Origin of the sequence: Peribacillus sp. NPDC097264, from assembly GCF_050277925.1 — a bacterium.
Lineage (GTDB): Bacteria > Bacillota > Bacilli > Bacillales > DSM-1321 > Peribacillus.
This window is the reverse complement of record NZ_JBNNSR010000010.1, coordinates 157,382-176,908: the sequence shown is the minus strand read 5'-3', so window position 1 is coordinate 176,908 and position 19,527 is coordinate 157,382. Positions and strand designations below refer to the sequence as shown.

The following is a 19,527-nucleotide window of genomic DNA, read 5'->3' as shown; positions in this document are numbered from 1 at the left end:
TCCCAAGAAAGGATGTTCCTCGATTATTTAACGATAGTCCTGTAGAACGATTTTTTTTAGGAATTTATTAAACCGAACGGTCAGATTAATTAAGAAGGAGCTGCCTGTGGATGAACCAATTATTGAAAAATAAGGTTTTCTGGATCATGTTGAGTTCGGATATGCTTGATCAAATCAGCATATGGATTCGAAATATGGCCGTTTTGTTTTACATTATCGAAAAAACGAATCAGGATCCGGTCGCGATATCCCTTATCACTGTCATCGAGTACGCCCCCATCTTCTTATTTTCCTTTATAGGCGGAACCTTTGCCGACCGTTGGAATCCAAAGAAGACAATCATTAGCGGCGGGCTGCTCAGCATCGTTTCGATTCTGAGCATTTTGGGGTTCATCTCATTCGGGATGTGGGAAGCCGTTTTCTTTGCCACATTCGTCTCAGCAATCGTCTCCCAATTTTCACAACCTTCTTCCGCGAAGATTTTCAAACGGCACATCCCTGAAGATCAAGTCGGTTCGGCGATAGCCATCGTGCAAAGCCTAGGTTCCCTGTTCTTGATTCTGGGACCCATCATCGGTACGGCCGTCTATTCGAATTTTGGCATTTCGGTTTCCCTTTCCTTGTTAATTCTTACATTTGGATTATCCACGGTCATCACGCTCTTTTTACCGAAGGATGCCAAAAAGGAGAAACAGGCTGACTCGACGATCGTTACAGAAATTAAACAAGGCTTTCACTATGTACTCCATAATCACAATTTGAAAAGAATCGCCCTGACCTTTTGTTTCTTGGGTCTTGGAGCAGGCCTGGTACAACCGCTCGAGGTTTTTCTGATCACGGATAGGCTACAATTGCCTAAAGAAGCCCTTCAATGGTTATCCGCTGCAGCAGGGGCTGGTTTACTGATTGGGGGAATCATCGCGGCCACTTTAGTTAATCGTCTTCATGTGAGGGTGACGTTTGTTGGTACGTTTTTATTGTTAGCCCTTTCCACCGTTATCGAAGTACTGTCCACTTCCTTTATTTTAACGGCATCGATGAGATTCATCACCGCCTTCATGATGGCATTCATGCAAATACTCTTAAGCACCATGATGATTAAACTTGTGGAAGAAAAATTCATCGGCAGAACAAATGGCATCATCACGCCCATCTTCATTCTATTTCTCTTAATTGGTACGGCTTCGTCCGGTCCATTGCTGAAAATAACTTCGCTATTCACGGTTTTTAGTTTATCCGCTATCACCGTTGCTCTGGCAGCTATCCCGGCGTTGGGCATGTCGGTCGCATCACATACTGAAAATAAAGAGGATAGAATCAAAACTTTGTAAGGTTAAGAAAAAAACATCCCCGCTAAAAACGGGGATGCAAGTGGTTTACGCCTTCGTCAATGTTTCTTTAATACTGCTGTACACTTCTTGCCAAAGCTGTTCGTTTTGGGCATAAGATTCCCCGATTTTCTTAAAAAGCTCCTTTTGTGCCGCTTCAAAATGTTCGTCTTCCTTAGCTGGCAAATCCTTGCGCAATTCCATTACGAACTCCTGTACTTTAGGTGCTCGAGGGCCCCAAACCGCTTTTTCCTTCCCTTGATTATCGATGAAAATAAAGATGGGAATCGATCGTGCCGTTCCATTCGTTAAATACTGATCCATCAGCTCAAGGTTTTGATCCCGCAGAATCATCCGCGTATCGATATTCGCTGCCTGTGCGATGTTCAAAAGGATCGGGATATTCATCATCGCGTCGCCACACCAATCTTCTGTAATGACAATCGCTCTCAGCTCTTTCCCTTTTACTTCTTCGAAAAATGCACGGTCTTCTTCCGAAATGGAAAAACGCTCGTATACGGATTGCAAGCCTTCCTTATTCACTTTCATCGACTCCACAAATTCCTTTGCAGGTATCCCCTTTTCAAACCATTCATGTAATGTCGTCATGTTCCCACTCCTAACTAATTTTAATTAAAAATACCATAAACCGGTTTATTTTTCAGCCCATTGATTCGGGAGAAACGAATCACGCATCTAAATTAATATATTAAAAAAATGTTTTCATTTTAGAAAACAAGGGAAATTTATTAGTAGCTAACTAAATAACCAGTACTTTTCATTAATACAAATGTTTGTAACTTAGGAGATGGATTTTGTGGAAGGTTTTCTCTATGCACTTATCCCCGCATTGACGTGGGGAAGCTTGGTACTTGTTTCCGAAAAACTCGGGGGCAACTCATATAACCAAACACTCGGCATCACCATCGGCTCTTTATTGTTTGCCATCGTGATGTCGGTCATCAATCCCCCCGAATGGACGAGCCTCATCTGGATTGTCGGAATCATTTCAGGGATTGGCTGGGCGTTCGGTCAACTTTTTCAGTTCAACAGTGTCAAGGAAATGGGCGTTTCCAAAACCGTTCCCATTTCAACCGGATTGCAAATACTAGGAAATACATTTTTTGCGGTTATCGTCTTTAAGGAGTGGAACACCACTTCGACGATCATCCTTGGCGTGATTGCCATCATTTTCTTGATCGCCGGTGTATTGCTGACAAGCTATGAAGGTAGTAGAGGAAAAAATGAAGGCAGCATGAAAAAAGGAATCCTTTACTTGATCGTCTCCACTCTTGGTTTTGTCACCTATGTCATCGTCGTCAGATGGTTTGACATTGACGGGTGGTCGGCTATCTTGCCACAAGCGATCGGAATGTTTATTGCAGCTTTCCTTCTATCCATTAAACATAAACCATTCAACAAATATGCCGGACGCAACATCTTAACTGGGATCATGTGGGCGACCGGGAATATCGGTCTCCTTCTCGCTAATCCAAAAGTGGGCGTTGCCATTGCCTTTTCATTCTCGCAAATGGGTATCGTCATTTCCACTTTAGGCGGCATCTTCCTATTAGGAGAGAAAAAATCAAAGAAACAAATGACCTATGTCATCATCGGTTGTATCTTAGTCATCGCCGGTGGCGTCATGATTGGATTTACAAAAGAATAAATAAGGGAGAGGATATAGTATGTATACAGATTTAGAGAACAAGGTAGTCGTAATCACAGGGGCCGCAACAGGATTAGGTAAAGCAATGGCGGAACGCTTCGGAAAGGAAAAAGCACGAGTTGTCTTAAATTATCATTCGGAAGAGAACGACTATAAGGAAATCATTCAAACGATTGAAGCTTCAGGCGGGAAAGCCGCAGCCATTCAAGGCGATGTTACAAAAGAAGAAGATGTGAAGAAATTAATTCAGTTTGCAGTGGATACATTCGGTACCATCGACATCATGATCAACAATGCCGGCATTGAAAATGAAGTGCCAAGCGAAAAACTGACGCTAGAAGATTGGCAAAAGGTCATCGACGTCAACCTTACCGGCATGTTTTTAGCAAGTCGGGATGCAATCAGTTATATGTTAGAACATGATATTAAAGGAAACATCATCAATATGTCTTCGGTTCATGACAGAATTCCATGGCCACATTTTGTTCACTATGCAGCAAGTAAAGGTGGCGTCAAAATGATGACCGAAACACTTGCCCTTGAATATGCGCCAAAAGGAATCCGCGTGAATAACATTTCCCCTGGAGCGATCGATACACCGATCAACGCCGAGAAATTCAATGATCCAAAGGCGACACAAGAAGTCATCGACCTGATTCCGATGGGCTATATCGGAAAACCGGAACAAATCGCTGCATGTGCGGTTTGGCTCGCATCCGAGGAATCCAGCTACGTCACCGGCTTGACACTATATGCGGATGGCGGCATGACCAAATACCCTGGATTCGAAGCTGGGAAAGGTTGATTATAGGGATTACCGACACGGCGTTCTTACGCCGTGTTTTTTTCATGCATGGCTTTTCATATACTCCACCGTCTCGATCAACCCTTCACGATAAGAAGTCCGAGGCACCGGTCCAATCAGCTTTTCGTATTTTTCCCCGTTCAACACAACCGGTTCTTCATTCAAATAATACATCTCGACCGCTTCACGCATCTGGGAGTTGAAGATCCCCAAGAATTGAATCATCTTCTTTGAAATGGTGGATACTCCTTTTTGATAATCCGTTATGTCGCGAATGATCTTGATTAGTTCTTTTCCAGTAATCACATCATGACCGGGTATATTCCAGTTCTGACCGTACGCTTCTTCGTTAAGGGACAATTCAACGATGGCATTTGCTCCGTCCGGGGTGTATATGAATTCCCTGGCAATGCTTTGGTCGCCCACATAACTGGCCTTCTTATTTTTAATGACATTCTCAAGCGTATAATGCAGTAAAGAACTTTCCGCATTGGGACCATAGAAATCAGGAAAGTGAACAATGATTGCAGGAATGTTTGATTGCTTAATCAGGTTTTCGACATTCAGGCGGATGCTTCCTTTTTTCGTGTGTGGATGTTTAACCGTCATTTCAGTCACGCTTTTCCCTGAACTGCGTCCATAGGCATAAATATTGTCGACAAAGGCAAGTTTCGCTTCATTCTTTTTTGCCACTTCCATAATATTGGACATCATGACCACTAACTTCTCATCCCATTCTGAATAGGGAATGTTCGCTGATTGGAATATGACGTCAACACCTTGGGCTGCTCTTTCTAAATCCTCCACTTGAAATAGATCTCCCGTATGGATCGTCACATTCGAATCATTTCCGAAAAGTTTTTCCAGCTTACTGCGGGTGCGTGCAAAGGCCGTCACCGAGATCCCCCTGTTTGATAATTCCTTGACGATTGAATACCCCATTCCTCCTGAAGCTCCTACTACCAATGCTTTTTTCATAATGGACGCCCTCCCTTTTATTTAACCACTGGTCAATACGTGGTAAAAAAAATCAGCTAATTGATTTTGTTAAAAATTTCACGTGCAACACAGCTAGATTCTTTACTTCCTCATACGTCGTGACATGACGGCAATAATGCGTGACAAAACCATGCAAGGATAAAAAGATGCTGTAAATATGCTGGATGGAAACTTTGTTCTCACATAAAGTGAAAATAATCTGGGCGAATTTTTCATAGGTTTTGTGTGGCCCTTGATTGATGAAGTTCTGTACTTCTTCGTCCTTGATCAAAAACATGATTTCATAATGGCTTTGATGGGTCAGCCCGAATTCAATGAAGCCCAAAAGAATGTTCTCTAGCTTTTCCCCATTTGGGATGGCTTGGTGCATCACATCATCCAGTTTTTGATCGAGCATGGCGAAATGTTCTTCCACTAACGCGTAAAACAACTCCGCTTTATTCTTAAAATGATAGTAAAGAGCACCATGGCTGTACCCTAATTCTTTCGCAATCTGCCTCATGGAAACATGCTGATACCCTTTCGCCACAAAGAGATCCCGTGCTGCGTCCATTATCATTTCACGTGTTAATTCCTGTGTAACGGATTTTCTTGGTGACATGATATCCTCCTTGTTGACCACTGGTTAATTAAAAGTATAATTCATATTTTTGCTATTGTCAATAAGTACCAATTAATAAAGGGAAAGCCGATGATTATGCTCTCCCTAAGTTTTCCACATATCAATTACAACTTGGATAGACCGTGACGATCTTATCAAATAATGGGTTCGATTCGGATGTAATGTCCATTTCGCTAAAAACTTCTTGGTAATGTTCTACCCATTCCACAGAACCGGTAGGTATATGGGTATCATCTTCAAGAAAATTCACAAGGACCAGCCACGTTGGAATCCCCATTTTCTCATTCAATATATATAAAAAAGCCAAACGATTCGCCAACTGATAATAACGGTTCAGCCAGACTTCCATAGGGGCCCGGGAACCCATCGCCTCCATCGTTTCCTTCATGGTACTCTCTATCAGGAATCTACTGTCCAGATCCTTTGCCCGTATCGATGAAGTCATTTCTTTCAAATGGGCCTTCGCTTCCACTAGCAAAAACCCTTTTTGACCATCTTTCCCTGCCACCGTGGCATATCCATCCCATTGCGGACCCATCCTTGGCCAATATTTCTCCAGCTCGATTCGTCTGCCCCGCCTCACACTTTCAAGCTCCAAAAATTCATTTCTGTATTCTTGGTAACCCGTTTCCCGCAATGGGGACTTCCACTGGATGGACCGCTCTTTATCAAGGAAAGTCAGCAAGGAAGGCGAACTCATCAAAATAAGATGGTTCAATTCCCCTTGCCTGTTATTTACGAATTGCTGAATCCAATGTTTACTCCCTTTTTCAGCCTGAACCTTCTCAAGCCTAAGCCTAGTCTCAGTATCCTTTACCAACTGCAGTAAAAACTGTTCTAACAGCTCGTCCTCAAGATAAAATAAATCGATATAAGAAAAAGGCTCCTCGGCTTGATATGAATCCCGTTTGAACAAATTTCCTTGCCCAAATCCCCCATTCTGTTTCGAGTACTCCGATTCTATCCAATCCAACAATTGAAGGAATCTCATATCCGGCTGACTTTCCCATAATTCCTTAACCAGAGAATTAATGCTAAAAATCCTCTCCATTTTTCTCAATCGAATCACCTTCTTTGTATGTATATTTCTTCTCTTCATCTTATATTCAAGCGCCCAACATTACAATAAATTACATATATCAGTCAATTTCTCATTTTATCGGTCAAGTTGGAAGGTTTATCGGTCAAATGGCCACTTTTATCGGTCAACTCCCTCATTATTTCGGTCAAACAAAAAAAGCTATGCACGAAGCATAACTTTTTCCGACACTCTATATTACGCAGATACATCCTCTTTCGCCTTCACGTCTAACGGTACCCGCTTATCCATTTTCAGTAGGTAGTAACAGGCTACAACGATTGCTAGGAAAACGATGCCCACAATCAAGGAAAGTCGCGTACTCGGGTTAAACCACATGCCGACCAATACCAATAGTAAGAATGCAATCGTTGCATAGTTGGTATACGGCGCAAAAGGCATTTTGAATGGATGGTTTTTCATTTCCTCAGCTCGTACCTTCCTGAACCTAAGCTCACTAATAAGAATCACGAACCATGGAATCATCCCGGGCAGCACACTTGCACTGTACACATACAGGAATATTTCCGGTGGAGCCAGGTAGTTCAGGACAACACCAATGGCCAAGCCCAACATGACAGCGATTGTACAATAGGCCGGCACTCCGCTTTTCGATATTTTTGCAAAGACCTTTGGCGCTTGCCCGTTCAAGGCAAGGGTATAAAGCATGCGCCCTGCACTGAAAATCCCACTATTGCATCCTGACATCGCCGCCGTGATCACGACAAAGTTGATGATGCCCGCGGCTGCGGTAATGCCTATTTTGGCAAAGGTCGATACAAACGGGCTTCCAAGTTCATCTAATTGATTCCAAGGAAATACCGTGACGATGACAAAAATCGCGCCGATATAGAAGATTAATATACGCCAAATGATTGTTTGGATCGCTTTTGTAATGGTCCTCTTCGGATCCTTTGCTTCACCTGCAGTGATTCCGATAAGTTCAACACCTTGATAAGATGCCACAACAAGGGAAAGGGCAAAGAAGAAACCTTTCCATCCCCCTGTAAAGAAACCGCCGTTAGCCCATAGATTGGAAAGGCCGATTGCCTCCCCACCATTCCCTATCCCGAAAAAGATAAGACCTAGACCGGCAATGATCATCAAGATGATGGTAACGATCTTGATCAGTGCAAACCAGAATTCGAATTCACCGAAGGATTTGACGGAAATGAGGTTAGCGGCGCCAAGGATGACCATGGCCACCACTCCCGGAATCCAAGCCGGCAGTTCAGGGAACCAAAAATTCATATATAATCCTACGGCAATGATTTCAGACATGCCGACCAACACCCATAGGAACCAGTTGCTCCAAGCAGTTACAAATCCTGCCAATGGATGGATATAATCACTCGCAAACGTTGCGAATGAGCCCGTAGTAGGCTCCAGGTACAGCATTTCCCCCATCGAACGCATGATAAAAAAGATAAAAAGTCCCGCGATGGCATACGCCAGCATGACAGAGGGGCCGGTCCACTTAATTGTGCTGGCAGATCCCATAAATAACCCAACACCAATCGTACCGCCCAAGGCAATCATCTGAATATGACGTGCCTCCAGCCCTCTAGTTAATTCTTTATTTGACATGATAACTCCCCCAGATGTACAAGCATAAAATGACGATTCTCTAATCCTTATTTAAGATAAGTAATTTAATAGATTTACAATGCTTCCTAAAGTACTCTACCCACAAAAGCATTTCCTTATCTTATAATAATAAATATTCCGTAGAAATACAAATGTACTTTTAGGAAAAACACTTTTGGCCGTCTAGAAGCAATGGATAGGAGGACATGAATGGTAATTATTCTTTCCCTATACGGGTGAAGGAATCCTATGTACTATTGATAGTAAGTATCGACGGAGGAGGAAAGAAAATGAAATTAATAGGAGAAAGAATCTATCTCCGTTATTTAAAAGAATCGGATGCACCTATCCTTTTAGAAAATACAAAGGATGAAGAGATACGGTATATGACAGGAACAAAATCTATATTCACTTTAGAGCAGCTTCAATGTCATATAAAGAATGTACGTGAAGATCCATCACGCCATGATCTAGCCATTTGCTTAAACGAAAGCGATCAAATGATCGGGGAATTATCCATCTCTGATATGGACGAAGAGGATAAAAAGGCGGGATTTAGAATTTCGATGAATACCATTGAATTAACGGGCAAAGGGTATGGTACAGAAGCTATCCGACTTGTTTTAGCATTTGTTTTTGAAGAATTATCTTTAAATCGTCTGCAACTGGAAGTATTCAGCCATAATTTACGTGGAATAAGAGCCTATGAAAAAGTTGGCTTTATCAAAGAGGGGATTTTACGAGAGTCTTTATATTTCAAAGGAAAATATTCGGACGAAATCATCATGGCCATTCTTAAAAGGGACTATGAAAAAATGTCCTTATCAAACTGATCCGGGGTTCGCATCGTTTCTTGGCATCAAACTGGTCATATAAATTCCACCCTCTACCGTATTTACAATATATCCCTTTGACCCAAAATCAAAATAATGATAGAATTCCATTATTATTTTAAAAGAATAAATGAATTGCCGAAAAGAATTTCATCTTTCACAGCGATCATTTATTACAACCACATACTAAGCAAGCGATGAATGCTATGGATCACACTATAGCAGGAGCAGCTTCTGGAGAGACTGTACACACGTGCAGCGCCGAAGGATTCACAATCTCAGGCAAAAGGACAGAAGAGTAACGAATATTTGTTATTCTTTAACCTTTCGAGATTGGTAGCTTCCAATCTCTTTTTTTATTGTCTTTTTTCAATCATCACTAAAAAAACGAAGTGAAATCGCTACTAAACTGGACAGATTCATTGCCCTGGTGATCGATTGGAATCAACGGACCATGTACTTCACATTCAAGAATTATAACAACGGGGGCGCACAAATTGGCTAAACAAGAATTGAAAAGGGATTTGAAAAATCGACATGTACAACTCATCGCCATAGGAGGAACCATCGGGACCGGGTTATTTTTGGGATCCGGAAAAGCCATACAGTTGGCGGGACCCTCCATTATCTTTTCGTATCTGATTATCGGGATTGCCTTGTTTTTCGTCATGAGGGCTTTAGGGGAATTGCTGTTGTCCAACGCGGGATATTCCTCATTCACCGAATTCGCCACGGAATACATCGGACCGTGGGCTGGTTTCGTGACTGGCTGGACCTACTGGTTCTGTTGGATCATGACGGCCATGGCCGATATCATCGCTGTCGGGGTCTATATGCAATATTGGTTCGACATTCCGCAATGGATCCCTGCACTTGCCTGCTTGGTGATTCTACTAGGATTGAATTTGTTGACCGTGAAGCTATTCGGAGAATTGGAGTTCTGGTTCTCCCTCATTAAAGTCATCACGATCGTCGCCTTGATCGTTGTGGGAATCGTCTTACTCATCATTGGTTTCCAAACCGATACAGGAACCGTTTCCCTCAACAACCTTTGGAGTCATGGGGGCATGTTCCCGAACGGCGCATCCGGCTTTTTGCTTTCCCTACAGCTAGTCGTCTTCTCCTTTGTTGGTGTCGAAATCATTGGGGTGACAGCGGCCGAAACCGCCAATCCGAAAAAAAATATCCCATCAGCGATCAATAAGATCCCTGTCCGGATATTGCTTTTCTATATCGGTGCCATCACCGTCATCCTTTGCGTCAATCCATGGACACAGCTCGATGCCGCAAGCAGCCCATTCGTGGAGGTCTTCGCCTTGATCGGGATTCCGGTTGCTGCAGGGATTATCAATTTCGTCGTGTTGACATCCGCCGCTTCTGCCGGGAATAGTGGATTGTTTTCAACAAGCCGCATGCTTTATACCTTGAGCAACAATAACGAAGCACCTGCAAAACTTAAGAAATTAAATAAACGTGCTGTTCCGAGTAATGCATTGGTTACGTCCACCATCGTTGTCTCCATTGGGGCATTATTAAGTAAAATCATACCGGAGCAAGCTTTCACCATCGTGACAACGATTAGTGCCATCTGCTTCCTATGGGTGTGGAGCATCATCTTGATTTCCCATATCCGGTATACGAAAAAACGGCCGGACTTAAGGGCTACGTCCACTTTCAAGGCTCCCTTAACACCTTTCATCAACTATGTAATCTTAGGGCTGTTTGTCTTCATCTTGATCGTCATGCTGTTTGCTGAGGCGACCAGGCCGTCATTATTGCTGACACCGCTTTGGTTCATTCTTTTAGCTGTCATATATAACTATCGAAAAAAATGAACGAGGAATTTTGGGATACGGAAGTCTACCTTCCTATCCCATTTTCCTGTGATTAAATGAGAAAGTAAAATGAAGCGTGACGAATATTTTTTTCTGCCACACTATTAATTTTTTTATCGAATTAGTGTAAGGTACTAGGTATTACGGAAACATTTTTTTAGAAAAACATCATAATCTGTGAAACATATTTAGAATGGAGGGGTTGCTTCATGAAAGTATTATATATTCTTACACTCGTTCCTTTTATCGGCATATTAGGGTTTCTTCCTTTTGTTAATAAAGTAGAACCTTATGTATTGGGGATGCCTTTTTATATGTTTTGGATGGCGATGTGGGTCGTGCTCACTTCCGTCACTCTAGCCGTCATGTATAAGTTGGATCCTAGGAACCGGGAAGGTGAAGAAGAATGAATATTGCTCTTATCATTATTTTAGCATTTTTACTTTTATCGATTTTTCTTGGGATCCGTTCGACAAAAGGAAAAGACATGAACCTGGAACAATGGACGGTGGGTGGTCGCGGTTTTGGCGCCATATTCGTCTTTCTATTGATGGCAGGGGAAATTTACACAACCTTCTCCTTCCTTGGAGGAAGCGGCTGGGCTTATGGAAAGGGTGCGCCCGCTTTATACGTCCTCATTTATATTACCTTGTCTTATGTATTATCCTATTGGCTACTTCCGGCCATTTGGAAATACGCAAAAGAAAATCGGCTTATGTCACAATCCGATTTCTTCGTAAGCAAATACAAGAGCCCAACTCTAGGGATTCTTGCTGCCCTTGTCGGCGTGGTATCGATGATTCCGGTCGTCGTCGTACAGCTCAAAGGCTTAGGGATCATTGTTTCCGAAGCATCATATGGCGCCATTTCCATGTCCACCGCTGTGTGGCTTGGAGCTATCAGCCTGACCATTTATGTCATGATTTCAGGCATTCACGGATCAGCCTGGACAGCCGTCATCAAGGACATCATGATGATCGTCATCATCGCATTCCTGGGCATTTATCTTCCAATTCATTACTTTGGTGGTCTTCAACCGATGTTCGAGACCATAAATGACGCCAAACCAGGTTTCCTGACGCTGCCCGAACAAGGTCTTAGCGTTTCTTGGTTCATCTCGACCGTCATCTTGCTCGTATTTGGTTTTTACATGTGGCCCCAAGTATTCAGTGCCGTCTATACGGCCCGGAGCGGAAAAACATTTCGTAAAAATGCCATCATCAGTCCACTGTATACGCTCATGTTACTATTTGTCTTTTTTGTAGGATTTGCAGCGATTTTGAAAGTGCCTGGACTGGAAGGCGCCGATGCGGACCTTTCCTTATTGCGCCTTGCGATCCAAACCTTTGATCCATGGTTTATAGGAATCATCGGTGCAGCTGGAATGTTGACCGCATTAGTGCCAGGATCGATGCTGTTGATGAGCGTCTCTACGCTCCTTGCGAAAAATGTCTATAAGGAACTCCATCCTGGAGCATCAGACCGGCATGTGGTACGTTTGGCCAAGTTACTCGTTCCCGTGATTGCACTCATATCCGTTTACTTCACCTTAAACGGCGGAGAAACGATGTCTGCTTTGATACTCATGGGATATAGCTTCATTACGCAACTTTTCCCGTCCCTGTTATTCAGCCTGAAAAAGAAGAACTTTATCAATAAATACGGGGCAATAGCAGGTATCATCTGTGGACTGGCCATCGTCACCTATATCACCATCAGCCAATCGACAATCGGCACCCTGTTCCCATCCTTGCCACAAGCGGCAAAGGATCTGAATGTCGGAATCATCGCCTTGGCTGTGAACTTTATCGTGATGATGGTTGTCAGCCTCGCATTCAAGAAGCTAGTAGTTGGCGAAGTTAAACCCGTAGTGGTTAAAGAAGTATAAAAAAAAGCAATCGGATCTCAGTGAAAACTGGGACCGATTGCTTTTTTTGTCTTAATGGGCCTTCCTGAACCGATCATTACCGGAGTACGAATCCTTCCGGCAATGTGGCTTTCATCAAGATAGCCGTTTCCTTGAGCCTTTCTTGATTGTAGGAGGAATGCTGGAGCAAATCATCATCCAGGTAGGCTGGGTGGGTCATGACCTCCACGCTTTTGCCCTCACTAATCCGCTCGTTAAGGGTTTGAAAGTAATCGACGGCCGCCTTTTCCCCATAAAAATCGTCAAGGAATGTATCGGTCACTGTTTCAATGTCCTGAAAATGGGGTCCCGCTTTTCGGACTGGTAGCCCATAATGGGCGGAAAGCTTTTTCACGACCGGCCAAAAGGCCGGGATCGCATGGACATGATGATGACTGTCAAAATGGGTCGGCATCATCCCTAAGTCAATGAATTTATCAATCTGGGCAGACCATTCCCTCTCTAACTCTTCCAAGGAAATGCTACCCGGGTTCCCATATACCCCATCTTGCTTTTTGAAGTTTCCCTCTTTGTCCACAAGGCTAGGCACATCATGTAGCAGCGGCCGTCCCCATGTCAGGACAAGATGGATGCCCACCTTAAGCGTGCGATGATCTTTGGCAATTCTGATGGCATGATCGGTCGCTTTTGCATTCATCATCATGGTCGCCGAATTGACTATCCCATTTTTGTGGCTATTCAATATGCCGTAATTCACAGCCCGCGAAAACCCGAAATCATCAGCATTGACCAGCACTTCAATCATGAAAACTTCCTTGTAATTCCTTATTCTCGAAGAACTGCGGCAAAAATTCCTTATGCGCCAAGAGCATTTCATCCAGAATCAATTTCCCCACCCGGTCACTTGGAACTAATGGGTTGATGGTCATCGCAAGCAGGGCCGTATCATAGTTGCCTGTTACGGCAGCCTCGATAGCCACCCTTTCAAAGGACTTAATTTGCTGGACAAGTCCGCGAACGGCTACCGGCAATTCACCTACCGTGATCGGTTTTGGTCCATCCTTCGTAATCACACAGCTCACTTCAACGGCTGAATCGTACGGAATTCCTTCAATCGCCCCATAATTCATCGTATTGACCGCCTGTATATCACGTTTATCCGTATACATGGAGTGGATCAAGCGGACCGCGGCGTCACTGTAGTAAGCGCCACCCCGTTCTTCAAGCTGTGGTGGCTTGATGTCTAGATCGACGTCTTTATATAGTTCAAATAGTTCCGTTTCCAGCTTTTGTACGACCTCGGCCCTTGTTTCCCCTTTTTCTGCATCCTTCAGCTCCTGAGCCAGGATATCTCCCGTTTTGTAGTAATAATTGTGATATGGACAAGGAAATAAATTCAATGCACGAAGGAATTCCGGCTCCCATCCCATCGCATGGATATTCTTCATCGTCACGGCTTTATCCGGGTCTGAAATCATATCGATGATTTCCTCTTTCACGCTCTTTCCATCCACGAATACATCCAATCCGTATACCATATGGTTCAATCCTGCGAAATCAATCCGCACTCGGTCCGGTTCCACCTTCATCAACTCGGCGACACCGCGTTCCATCCCGATCGGCACATTGCATAGACCGACGATTTTCGTAATGTTGCTATGACGCAGAACCGCTTCCGTGACCATGCCGGCAGGGTTGGTGAAATTGATCAACCAGGCATTCGGGCAAATCTCTTCCATCTCCCGGGCGATTTCAAGAATGACAGGAATCGTCCGAAATGCTTTGAACAACCCGCCAGGTCCATTCGTTTCCTGGCCGATGACCCCATGCTTCAGCGGAATTTTCTCATCAAGTGCCCTCGCAGCCAGCTGCCCGACCCGTAATTGGGTCGTGACATAGTCGGCACCCTCTAGCGCTTTTTTCCGGTCTAGTGTTAAGTGAATGTCGATCGGCACTCCCGCTTTTTCCACCATCCGTCTTGCCAGCCCGCCGACGATTTCAAGTTTTTCCTTGCCAGCTTCTATATCCACGAGCCAGATTTCACTTACAGGAAGCTCCTTGTGATATTTAATGAACCCTTCAATCAGTTCCGGCGTATAACTGGAACCCCCGCCTATCGTAACGATCTTTAACCCCTTACTCATTCTGCTGTCCCCTCCTTTATTTTGTTGGCTCCAAGAAACTCTTCTCTCATCTCAATCATTTCAACCGCCAAATCCTTCAAGGTCATCGCCGTCATCAAATGATCCTGAGCGTGGATCAGGATAATCGGGATATCTAATTTCTCGCCACCCGCTTCCGCATGAATCAACTGAGTCTGAAATTTATGCGCCTGCAATAATTCCGTCTCCGCCTCCGCTATTTTCTGCCTGGCGGCTTCGAAATCTTTTTTCTTGGCTTCTTGCAAGGCTTCCATCGCAAAGCTCCTTGCATTTCCACTGTGTAAAACAAGTTGGAAAGATAACTGATATAATTCTTCTTTTTCCATGTTCCCCACTTCTTTCTTAAAGACTTACTGATTCTGATTCCGAATCCTTTGTAAGCTCCGTTTTATTTTTCGAGTCAATTTTCACTTGGGCATACACGAATGGCAAGTAGATTACGGTTGAAATGACGAGATTGATTCCTGCCAGGACAGCCCCCGAAACATGGCCACCTGTTGCCAAAAATCCTCCGACAATCGGCGGGGTCACCCATGGAATTTTGGCTACAATCGGGAAGACCAGACCGCTGCTCACCGCTAAGTACGAAATGACTGTAGTAATGATAGGTCCTAGAACGAATGGAACCAACCAGATTGGATTCAATACGATGGGAAGCCCGAAAAGAATCGGTTCGTTGATTTGGAAAAGTCCCGGGGCCCCACCAAGCCCAATCATCTGTTTATACCGCCTTCTACCGGCTATGATCATCGCAATGATCAAGCCCATCGTTCCGCCTGATCCACCTAGATAAACAAAAGCATCAAGAAATGAGCCGGCCAAGACGCCGTATTGGTCCATATCTGTAATACCTTTTGCATACAGATCAATATTCTTTACGCCTGAACTTTCAAAAAGCGGTGTCGTGATTCCACCAAGAATGTTCGGTCCGTGCAATCCCACCATCCATAAAATATGGACGAAAAAGACAAGAAGGATGGCAAATGGAAGTGAATCCACGGCCCCTTGCATCGGAGATACGATCACTTTACTTAACCAGTCATTCACGATCTGGCCATTCGTTGCGATACGGAAAAGCAATCCGAACACCCCGATGATGAAAATGGTTGCCATGCCTGGAATCAATTTGGCAAACGAGCGCCCTACTGCAGGAGGTACACCCTCCGGCATGTTGATCACCAAGAATTTGAGTTTGGAAAGCCTTACAAAAATCTCCGTCGCAATAAGGGAAACGGCAATTCCCGTAAAGAGAGCGGTTGCATTAAAGTAATTGGTACTGATGAAGCCAGCTGCCTCGCCTGATACGACTTTGTTATCAACCGTCAGCGAGACCAATCCCATCTGTGGAAGCAATAAGAAGAAACAGGCCGCCGAAATGAGCATCGCCTCGAATCCATCGTCTCCATAAGATTTAGCAAGTTTATAAGATATACCGAAAACGGCAAAAATGGTCATGAATGCAAAGGTACCGAATGAAATGTCATTGCCAAGCGTCGTCCAGGTAGGACCGAAAATGGCTTCCATCATTCTTCCGTATGGCTTGATGATTTGCCCTAGATTATTCAATAAAACCGCGAACGATCCGATAATTGTAATCGCTATCATTCCAATCAACGTGTCACGAATGGCCAACAGATGTCGGTTATTCCCCAACTTGACTGCAGCCGGCATAATGTACTTATCAATGAAAGTCATCATATCCTTATTCTCCTTTTATCAAAGTAACAGCTTGTTTGAGCACTTCTTCCCCGTTGCACAAACCATAGAACATCGGATTGATTGTATCGACTGGAATGCCTTTTGCTGTGCCTGCTTGCTTCATCTTAGAAAGCAGGAACCTAACCTGTGGCCCTAGTAAAACGACATCTGCCTTATCCATCTCTCTGTCCACCTCAGTAGAAGACACTGCCCATATGTGGCAATCTATGCCTTGTTCCTTCGCACTTTTCTCCATTTTCGTCACTAGTAAACTCGTAGACATTCCCGCAGAACAACATAATAAGATATTCATAGATTTCTCCCCTTTTCATTTCTAAATATTCTGTATTTTTGATGTAAATAGGTGCTTCCTTTTCTTATTTCACCTTTTACGAATATATCTCCTCCTTTTTGAGTGGAACATTGGTCATTACCTATATATTCCATTGTATAGTCATTTATATCTAATTTCAATACAAATTTTAAATTTGTCACTACAAATAACTTTATAGTTGATTCTTGTTGTAACAAGATATACTCTAGAAGTAGCGAAAAATGTCTAGGAGGAAGCATGTTGAAAACCACGAATAAAGTGACAGCCCTTCATTCTGCCGTAAAGGAATCCATCGTTCAAATGATAAAGAATGGGGATTATCAGCCAAACACTAAATTACCGACCGAAGCAGAATTCTGTAAATCATTCGAAGTGAGCAGGACGACCGTCCGAACAGCCCTCCAACAACTTACCGTGGAAGGGTATGTGTACCGGATTCAAGGTAAGGGAACCTTCGTTTCAGAAAATAAAGTACGCCAAACACTTACCAGCACGGTTGAAAACTTTTCCGATCAGGTGATGATGCAGGGCAAAAACCCCTCCACCAAGGTCTTGGGTTTAACGGTCATTGAAGCAAACGCATCCCTTGCCAAACGATTCGACCTTGATATTGGTGACCCCATCAATAAACTCGTTCGGGTGCGTTATGTAGATTCCGTCCCCCTTCAATACGAAGTCGCCTACCTACCGTGGCATAAAACACCCGGTCTTGATATGAAAGCCTGTGAAACATCCCTTTTCCGACTGCTTAAAAACCAGTTCAATCTCAAAGTCCTGAAGACCATCGAACATCTGGAACTGGCCCTCGCCGACGAGTCCATTGCGGAAAAACTGGAAATTCCCAATGGATCTCCCTGTTTCTCGCTTGAAACCCATACGTACGAGGCCGACCAGAGCGTCATCGAATACTCCAAAACCTACTTCAGGGGAGACCGTTCCCATTTCGTAATTGAAAGGAATTATGAATGATGCAAAAAGAACTGCCCATCATGACATGGACAGTTCTTTTTGTTGTACTAAGGAACGTGAATGATGAACAGATTCATTCTATCTACCTTTGAATTTTCTTAAGCCGTTCTATATGGCCAACCTTCACATCAGATGATGCATTGGCATATCTTTTAAGTACCTTGTATATCAAGAGAATCTCACTTCCTGATAAAACCTGTCTTCCTTCATTATGTATGGCATTTCTTAAACGTTTCCTTTTGATGACCTTGTGATCAGGGGAAGTCAGTACGATTTTCTTTAATTCACAGCGCTCACTAAATACGATGATCGATTTAAAAGCCCCCTCATCCAACTCATTCAATTGCTTTTTTAGCGCATTGATATGACTTCGATTTTGCTTGGTTGGATTATAAAACGCCTGCTTTTTTCCGTTAGGGAATGTTTGCGTCCAGTTTTTATTCTCCTCATTTCCAAATATCCATCCACTGTAATTCTTCGACTCAATCGAGTAGATTCCCGATTCGTGAAGAAGGACGATATCCACTTCAGTTGTGCCTTCACCCCTTACTTTAGGCAAATACACATTGACCAAAACTTTATGATAACCCTTCAATTTATCAATTTCATTTACCGTTAGATATTCCCCATATAACCCTTTATCGTTCCTTACTTTCCAGTACGAAAAATCAGTTTCTTTTTTGTACGTGCTTTTTTCAAATTTGGCTTTGTCCACAAGAAATCCAGAAATAAACACTAGTGCAAATAAGCATATGAACCACCCTATCACCTATAATCCCTCCCGCTTTGACCTTTTCTTTATTTCGTCAAAAACCGCACCATCCTTTAACATTTCTATGAAAAAATATACCGATATTAACTTCTGTATATGTAAAAAGGCATGAGATGTATGGATTTCTCCTGTACTCTCATGCCTCTTATCTTCATATCATACTTTTTAACACGCAGGAAGTTACTTGGCTTCTTCCTCACCCTCTAAATCATCCGGGTAGACGACTTCGTCAAAGACTTTTTGAGTCGCCGCATCTTTAACCGATATCGTAACTTTATACTCATCCGGGCTTGCTCCATTAAAAACTTGATAGTACATGCCAGTTATCCCTAGTCCCATGGCGGCAAAACCGTCGAAACCATTCTCATATGTTTCTTTATCCACTTCTAAAGTAAACTTTGAAAACGCCTTGTTATGGGAGACCTCTTTAATGGATGGATAATCTTTGCCATTCTTCATCTCTTCCATTGTCTCTTCCGCATTCTTTTCTAAGTCTTTCATCATTTCCTTATGCTTAGACTTCGGCATTTTATACGTTAATGATCCGTCCTCGTTTTTCGTCACTTTACTTACACCATCTTTTTTGGCTTCAGCAATGACGCTATCGATGTCCTCACCTTCAAAGAATGAAGCAGGCAATGTCACTTCTACGTTTAGGAGGCCTTTATCGACCTTCAATGCCCCCTCTTCATCTTTTTTCGATGCATTATCATCATCAGATGAGCAGGCTGCAAGCATCGCCATCATTACCATTAAAAAGATAAATCCAAATTTCTTCATACCGTATCCCTCCTATATATGTATGATCGATCATAATTCTTCAAGTAAAAAAATCATTTCAAATCACTTTAACATTATATAAGAAAAGTATTGATCCAGTATAAGTATTTTTCGATCTTTAGCGATAGTTCGATTAGTTTCCTTATTCCCAGTATGGTTTCTTCCAGATAAGAAATGCTAAGGGAAAGG

General features: G+C 43.2%; 20 protein-coding genes and 1 riboswitch. Of the genes, 8 read left to right on the top strand and 12 right to left on the bottom strand.

The features are described from left to right. Nucleotides 1-110 precede the first annotated feature (110 nt). Nucleotides 111-1,331 (top strand): MFS transporter, encoded by a 1,221-nt coding sequence (locus ACQKL0_RS16860; RefSeq protein WP_427688711.1) that lies wholly within the window; start codon nt 111-113, stop codon nt 1,329-1,331. Between the two features lie 45 nt (nt 1,332-1,376). On the opposite strand, the gene ACQKL0_RS16855 is transcribed toward ACQKL0_RS16860, so the two are convergent. Beyond that, nucleotides 1,377-1,937, bottom strand: a complete 561-nt coding sequence (locus ACQKL0_RS16855) for a thioredoxin family protein (protein WP_402871568.1) — start codon at nt 1,935-1,937, stop codon at nt 1,377-1,379. A gap of 208 nt (nt 1,938-2,145) precedes the next feature. On the opposite strand from ACQKL0_RS16855, the gene ACQKL0_RS16850 reads away from it, so the two are divergent. Both ACQKL0_RS16850 and ACQKL0_RS16845 read left to right on the top strand, forming a co-directional pair. Further along, complete coding sequence (locus ACQKL0_RS16850; RefSeq protein WP_427651374.1) at nt 2,146-2,997, top strand: GRP family sugar transporter; 852 nt, start codon at nt 2,146-2,148, stop codon at nt 2,995-2,997. A 19-nt stretch (nt 2,998-3,016) separates the two neighbouring features. Next, on the top strand, nt 3,017-3,802 hold the full coding sequence (locus ACQKL0_RS16845) for a glucose-1-dehydrogenase (RefSeq protein WP_402988958.1): 786 nt from the start codon (nt 3,017-3,019) through the stop codon (nt 3,800-3,802). 42 nt (nt 3,803-3,844) lie between these two features. On the opposite strand, the gene ACQKL0_RS16840 is transcribed toward ACQKL0_RS16845, so the two are convergent. The 4 genes from ACQKL0_RS16840 to ACQKL0_RS16825 form a co-directional block, all read right to left on the bottom strand. Further along, entirely contained in the window at nt 3,845-4,780 is a 936-nt protein-coding gene (locus tag ACQKL0_RS16840) for an SDR family NAD(P)-dependent oxidoreductase (protein WP_427688709.1), read from the bottom strand. Between the two features lie 52 nt (nt 4,781-4,832). Next, complete coding sequence (locus ACQKL0_RS16835) at nt 4,833-5,402, bottom strand: TetR/AcrR family transcriptional regulator (RefSeq protein ID WP_402988964.1); 570 nt, start codon at nt 5,400-5,402, stop codon at nt 4,833-4,835. 121 nt (nt 5,403-5,523) lie between these two features. Further along, complete coding sequence (locus ACQKL0_RS16830) at nt 5,524-6,483, bottom strand: hypothetical protein (RefSeq protein ID WP_427688707.1); 960 nt, start codon at nt 6,481-6,483, stop codon at nt 5,524-5,526. Between the two features lie 216 nt (nt 6,484-6,699). After that, a complete protein-coding gene (locus ACQKL0_RS16825; RefSeq protein WP_427688705.1) occupies nt 6,700-8,088 on the bottom strand; it encodes an amino acid permease in 1,389 nt (462 codons plus the stop codon). A gap of 290 nt (nt 8,089-8,378) precedes the next feature. Here ACQKL0_RS16825 and ACQKL0_RS16820 point away from each other — a divergent pair, with 290 nt between their 5' ends. The 4 genes from ACQKL0_RS16820 (at nt 8,379) to ACQKL0_RS16805 (ending at nt 12,644) form a co-directional block, all read left to right on the top strand. Continuing rightward, complete coding sequence (locus tag ACQKL0_RS16820) at nt 8,379-8,921, top strand: GNAT family N-acetyltransferase (RefSeq protein WP_427688703.1); 543 nt, start codon at nt 8,379-8,381, stop codon at nt 8,919-8,921. Between the two features lie 224 nt (nt 8,922-9,145). Continuing rightward, nucleotides 9,146-9,225: riboswitch (glycine riboswitch) on the top strand. A 193-nt stretch (nt 9,226-9,418) separates the two neighbouring features. After that, on the top strand, nt 9,419-10,756 hold the full coding sequence (locus ACQKL0_RS16815) for an amino acid permease (RefSeq protein WP_427688701.1): 1,338 nt from the start codon (nt 9,419-9,421) through the stop codon (nt 10,754-10,756). Nucleotides 10,757-10,965: 209 nt separating this feature from the next. Further along, nucleotides 10,966-11,166 (top strand): DUF3311 domain-containing protein, encoded by a 201-nt coding sequence (locus ACQKL0_RS16810; RefSeq protein WP_402871609.1) that lies wholly within the window; start codon nt 10,966-10,968, stop codon nt 11,164-11,166. Beyond that, nucleotides 11,163-12,644 (top strand): sodium:solute symporter family protein, encoded by a 1,482-nt coding sequence (locus ACQKL0_RS16805; RefSeq protein ID WP_427688699.1) that lies wholly within the window; start codon nt 11,163-11,165, stop codon nt 12,642-12,644. Before ACQKL0_RS16810 ends, ACQKL0_RS16805 begins: the two co-directional genes overlap by 4 nt. A 76-nt stretch (nt 12,645-12,720) precedes the next feature. Here ACQKL0_RS16805 and chbG read toward each other — a convergent pair whose 3' ends face one another. From chbG to ACQKL0_RS16780, 5 genes are read right to left on the bottom strand one after another with little or no spacing between them, the layout of a single operon-like run. After that, nucleotides 12,721-13,428, bottom strand: a complete 708-nt coding sequence (gene chbG / locus ACQKL0_RS16800; RefSeq protein WP_427688698.1) for a chitin disaccharide deacetylase — start codon at nt 13,426-13,428, stop codon at nt 12,721-12,723. Continuing rightward, a complete protein-coding gene (locus tag ACQKL0_RS16795) occupies nt 13,421-14,767 on the bottom strand; it encodes a 6-phospho-beta-glucosidase (RefSeq protein WP_427688696.1) in 1,347 nt (448 codons plus the stop codon). The genes chbG and ACQKL0_RS16795 overlap by 8 nt, the downstream gene beginning before the upstream one ends. Next, nucleotides 14,764-15,111: a PTS lactose/cellobiose transporter subunit IIA gene (locus ACQKL0_RS16790; protein ID WP_402871619.1), complete on the bottom strand. Its 348-nt coding sequence runs from the start codon at nt 15,109-15,111 to the stop codon at nt 14,764-14,766. Before ACQKL0_RS16790 ends, ACQKL0_RS16795 begins: the two co-directional genes overlap by 4 nt. Nucleotides 15,112-15,127: 16 nt before the next feature. Next, a complete protein-coding gene (locus tag ACQKL0_RS16785; RefSeq protein ID WP_402871622.1) occupies nt 15,128-16,483 on the bottom strand; it encodes a PTS sugar transporter subunit IIC in 1,356 nt (451 codons plus the stop codon). Between the two features lie 4 nt (nt 16,484-16,487). Then, nucleotides 16,488-16,796, bottom strand: a complete 309-nt coding sequence (locus tag ACQKL0_RS16780) for a PTS sugar transporter subunit IIB (RefSeq protein WP_402988978.1) — start codon at nt 16,794-16,796, stop codon at nt 16,488-16,490. Between the two features lie 261 nt (nt 16,797-17,057). Here ACQKL0_RS16780 and ACQKL0_RS16775 point away from each other — a divergent pair, with 261 nt between their 5' ends. Continuing rightward, a complete protein-coding gene (locus ACQKL0_RS16775) occupies nt 17,058-17,786 on the top strand; it encodes a GntR family transcriptional regulator (protein WP_402871628.1) in 729 nt (242 codons plus the stop codon). An 82-nt stretch (nt 17,787-17,868) separates the two neighbouring features. Here the strand turns inward: ACQKL0_RS16775 and ACQKL0_RS16770 are convergent, their stop codons facing one another. Further along, entirely contained in the window at nt 17,869-18,555 is a 687-nt protein-coding gene (locus ACQKL0_RS16770) for a nuclease-related domain-containing protein (protein ID WP_427688694.1), read from the bottom strand. Nucleotides 18,556-18,738: 183 nt separating this feature from the next. After that, nucleotides 18,739-19,338 (bottom strand): hypothetical protein, encoded by a 600-nt coding sequence (locus ACQKL0_RS16765; RefSeq protein ID WP_402988989.1) that lies wholly within the window; start codon nt 19,336-19,338, stop codon nt 18,739-18,741. Nucleotides 19,339-19,527: the final 189 nt, after the last annotated feature.

Bases quoted from the DNA above. Each gene is read 5' to 3' on its own strand.
- ACQKL0_RS16860 (WP_427688711.1), top strand. From the start codon at position 111: ATGAACCAATTATTGAAAAATAAGGTTTTCTGGATCATGTTGAGTTCG.
- ACQKL0_RS16855 (WP_402871568.1), bottom strand. From the start codon at position 1,937: ATGACGACATTACATGAATGGTTTGAAAAGGGGATACCTGCAAAGGAA.
- ACQKL0_RS16845 (WP_402988958.1), top strand. From the start codon at position 3,017: ATGTATACAGATTTAGAGAACAAGGTAGTCGTAATCACAGGGGCCGCA.
- ACQKL0_RS16840 (WP_427688709.1), bottom strand. From the start codon at position 4,780: ATGAAAAAAGCATTGGTAGTAGGAGCTTCAGGAGGAATGGGGTATTCA.
- ACQKL0_RS16835 (WP_402988964.1), bottom strand. From the start codon at position 5,402: ATGTCACCAAGAAAATCCGTTACACAGGAATTAACACGTGAAATGATA.
- ACQKL0_RS16825 (WP_427688705.1), bottom strand. From the start codon at position 8,088: ATGTCAAATAAAGAATTAACTAGAGGGCTGGAGGCACGTCATATTCAG.
- ACQKL0_RS16820 (WP_427688703.1), top strand. From the start codon at position 8,379: ATGAAATTAATAGGAGAAAGAATCTATCTCCGTTATTTAAAAGAATCG.
- ACQKL0_RS16810 (WP_402871609.1), top strand. From the start codon at position 10,966: ATGAAAGTATTATATATTCTTACACTCGTTCCTTTTATCGGCATATTA.
- ACQKL0_RS16805 (WP_427688699.1), top strand. From the start codon at position 11,163: ATGAATATTGCTCTTATCATTATTTTAGCATTTTTACTTTTATCGATT.
- chbG (WP_427688698.1), bottom strand. From the start codon at position 13,428: ATGATTGAAGTGCTGGTCAATGCTGATGATTTCGGGTTTTCGCGGGCT.
- ACQKL0_RS16795 (WP_427688696.1), bottom strand. From the start codon at position 14,767: ATGAGTAAGGGGTTAAAGATCGTTACGATAGGCGGGGGTTCCAGTTAT.
- ACQKL0_RS16790 (WP_402871619.1), bottom strand. From the start codon at position 15,111: ATGGAAAAAGAAGAATTATATCAGTTATCTTTCCAACTTGTTTTACAC.
- ACQKL0_RS16785 (WP_402871622.1), bottom strand. From the start codon at position 16,483: ATGATGACTTTCATTGATAAGTACATTATGCCGGCTGCAGTCAAGTTG.
- ACQKL0_RS16780 (WP_402988978.1), bottom strand. From the start codon at position 16,796: ATGAATATCTTATTATGTTGTTCTGCGGGAATGTCTACGAGTTTACTA.
- ACQKL0_RS16765 (WP_402988989.1), bottom strand. From the start codon at position 19,338: ATGAAGAAATTTGGATTTATCTTTTTAATGGTAATGATGGCGATGCTT.